The organism is Paranoxybacillus vitaminiphilus, assembly GCF_003259935.1.
GTDB lineage: Bacteria > Bacillota > Bacilli > Bacillales > Anoxybacillaceae > Paranoxybacillus > Paranoxybacillus vitaminiphilus.
This window is the reverse complement of record NZ_QLMH01000049.1, coordinates 1-1,866: the sequence shown is the minus strand read 5'-3', so window position 1 is coordinate 1,866 and position 1,866 is coordinate 1. Positions and strand designations below refer to the sequence as shown.

Sequence of the window (1,866 nt, the reverse complement as noted above, 5' to 3'; positions counted from 1 at the left end):
TTTATAAGGATGGGCGAAAAACCCCTACGCCTTTAGGCTAGGGGATGTAAGCCCTAACGACCTTGTTCTTGAATATATTTTTGGATAATCTCTTTGCTTACATTCCCAATACTACAAGAAAAATATCCATCACTCCAAAAGGTTCGTTCTTTCCAAAAATGTTGAGAAAGATATTTGTTATGCTTTTGCCACATTCGATAAGTTGTGAGTTGCTTCAATAATCTAACGATTTCAAGAATACTCCATTTTGGAGAATATCTGATTAAGATATGAATATGGTCTTGGTCTATTTCTTGCTCAATAATTTGCCAACCGTAATGATTAGCTATTGATTCGATTTCAGTTTTAATATCATCACCGACTTTTAATAATAACTTTTTTCGATACTTGCAAACAAATATTAAATGGCACATAAGCAAATACTTGCTATGATTTTCAGAGATATATTCCATTACTTTTCTAAGCCTTTGCGAATTAGTTCGTAAACAGCGCCTGAAAAACTTTTAATATTATTCTTCTTTTGATATTCCTCAATCCTCACTACTAAATCGACAGGGAATTTAATTAATTTTGGTACACGTTCCATTTGTATCACACCCCTTTAAAAAAAGTATATGCTATTGACATATACTAATACTCTGTATATACTTATAGTATATATGGAAAAGAAGTGAAAATCAATGATGGTAAATAAGGCATATAAATTTAGAATCTATCCAAACAAAGAACAAGAAATATTAATTAATAAAACATTTGGTTGTTCCCGATTTGTATTTAATCATTTTTTAGCAAAATGGGACAATACTTACAAAGAAACAGGAAAAGGTTTAACTTATAATTCTTGTTCTGCTCAGTTAACACAACTAAAAAAAGAATTAACTTGGCTAAAAGAAGTAGATAGTATTGCAATTCAATCATCGTTGAAAAATCTTGCTGACGCTTATTCTCGTTTCTTTAAGAAACAAAACGATAGACCACGTTTTAAGTCCAAGAAAAATCCTGTTCAGTCTTACACAACAAAGCATACAAATGGCAATATTGCTATTGATGGTAATAAAATCAAATTGCCTAAACTTGGATGGATTCGTTTTGCAAAGAGTCGTGAAGTAGAAGGTCGTATTCTCAATGCAACAATTAGACGTAATCCAAGTGGAAAATATTTTGTATCCATTCTTGTAGAAACAGAAGTACAACCGTTAGAAAAAACAGATTCTTCTGCGGGTATAGATGTCGGCTTGAAAGATTTTGCTATTCTTTCAGATGGAACTGTCTACTCTAATCCTAAGTTTTTTCGAAGATTAGAAGAAAAATTAGCAAAAGCACAACGTATTCTTTCAAGACGTAAGAAAGGTAGTTCTAATTGGAATAAGCAACGAATTAAAGTTGCTCGTATCCATGAAAAAATCACAAACGCTAGAAATGATTACTTGCATAAAATCTCTACCAAAATCATCAAAAACCACGATGTAATTGGTATTGAAGATTTGCAAGTATCTAATATGTTGAAAAACCATAAATTAGCCAAAGCTATTAGTGAAGTATCATGGTCACAATTTAGAACGATGTTGGAATACAAAGCGAAATGGTACGGAAAGCAAGTTGTAACGGTGGCGAAAAATTTTCCATCCAGTCAGCTTTGTTCATGTTGTGGCTATAAAAATAAAGACGTTAAAAATCTTGGATTGCGTGAATGGGAGTGTCCTAATTGTCATACCCATCATGACCGAGATATTAACGCAAGTTTAAATCTTCGCAAGGAAGCCTTGCGATTAACCGTAGGAACTACGGGGATAGCCTAATCAATTAGAGTTCGATAGAACTCTGTACTTAGGAATCCACTATGGCTTTAGCCTAGTGGTAGTTCAA

General features: G+C 32.9%; 3 protein-coding genes. 1 reads left to right on the top strand and 2 read right to left on the bottom strand.

Annotation, left to right across the window (positions count from 1 at the left end; translation table 11 throughout):
* Positions 1-53 precede the first annotated feature (53 nt).
* Together tnpA and B0I26_RS18910 are read right to left on the bottom strand one after the other, a co-directional pair.
* Complete coding sequence (tnpA, locus tag B0I26_RS17990) at positions 54-452, bottom strand: IS200/IS605 family transposase (protein ID WP_111646697.1); 399 nt, start codon at positions 450-452, stop codon at positions 54-56.
* Positions 452-586, bottom strand: a complete 135-nt coding sequence (locus B0I26_RS18910) for a hypothetical protein (RefSeq protein ID WP_281268731.1) — start codon at positions 584-586, stop codon at positions 452-454. Before B0I26_RS18910 ends, tnpA begins: the two co-directional genes overlap by 1 nt.
* A 94-nt stretch (positions 587-680) precedes the next feature.
* Between B0I26_RS18910 and tnpB the strand changes: the two genes are divergently transcribed.
* Positions 681-1,799 (top strand): IS200/IS605 family element RNA-guided endonuclease TnpB, encoded by a 1,119-nt coding sequence (gene tnpB, locus B0I26_RS17985; protein WP_111646696.1) that lies wholly within the window; start codon positions 681-683, stop codon positions 1,797-1,799.
* Positions 1,800-1,866: the final 67 nt, after the last annotated feature.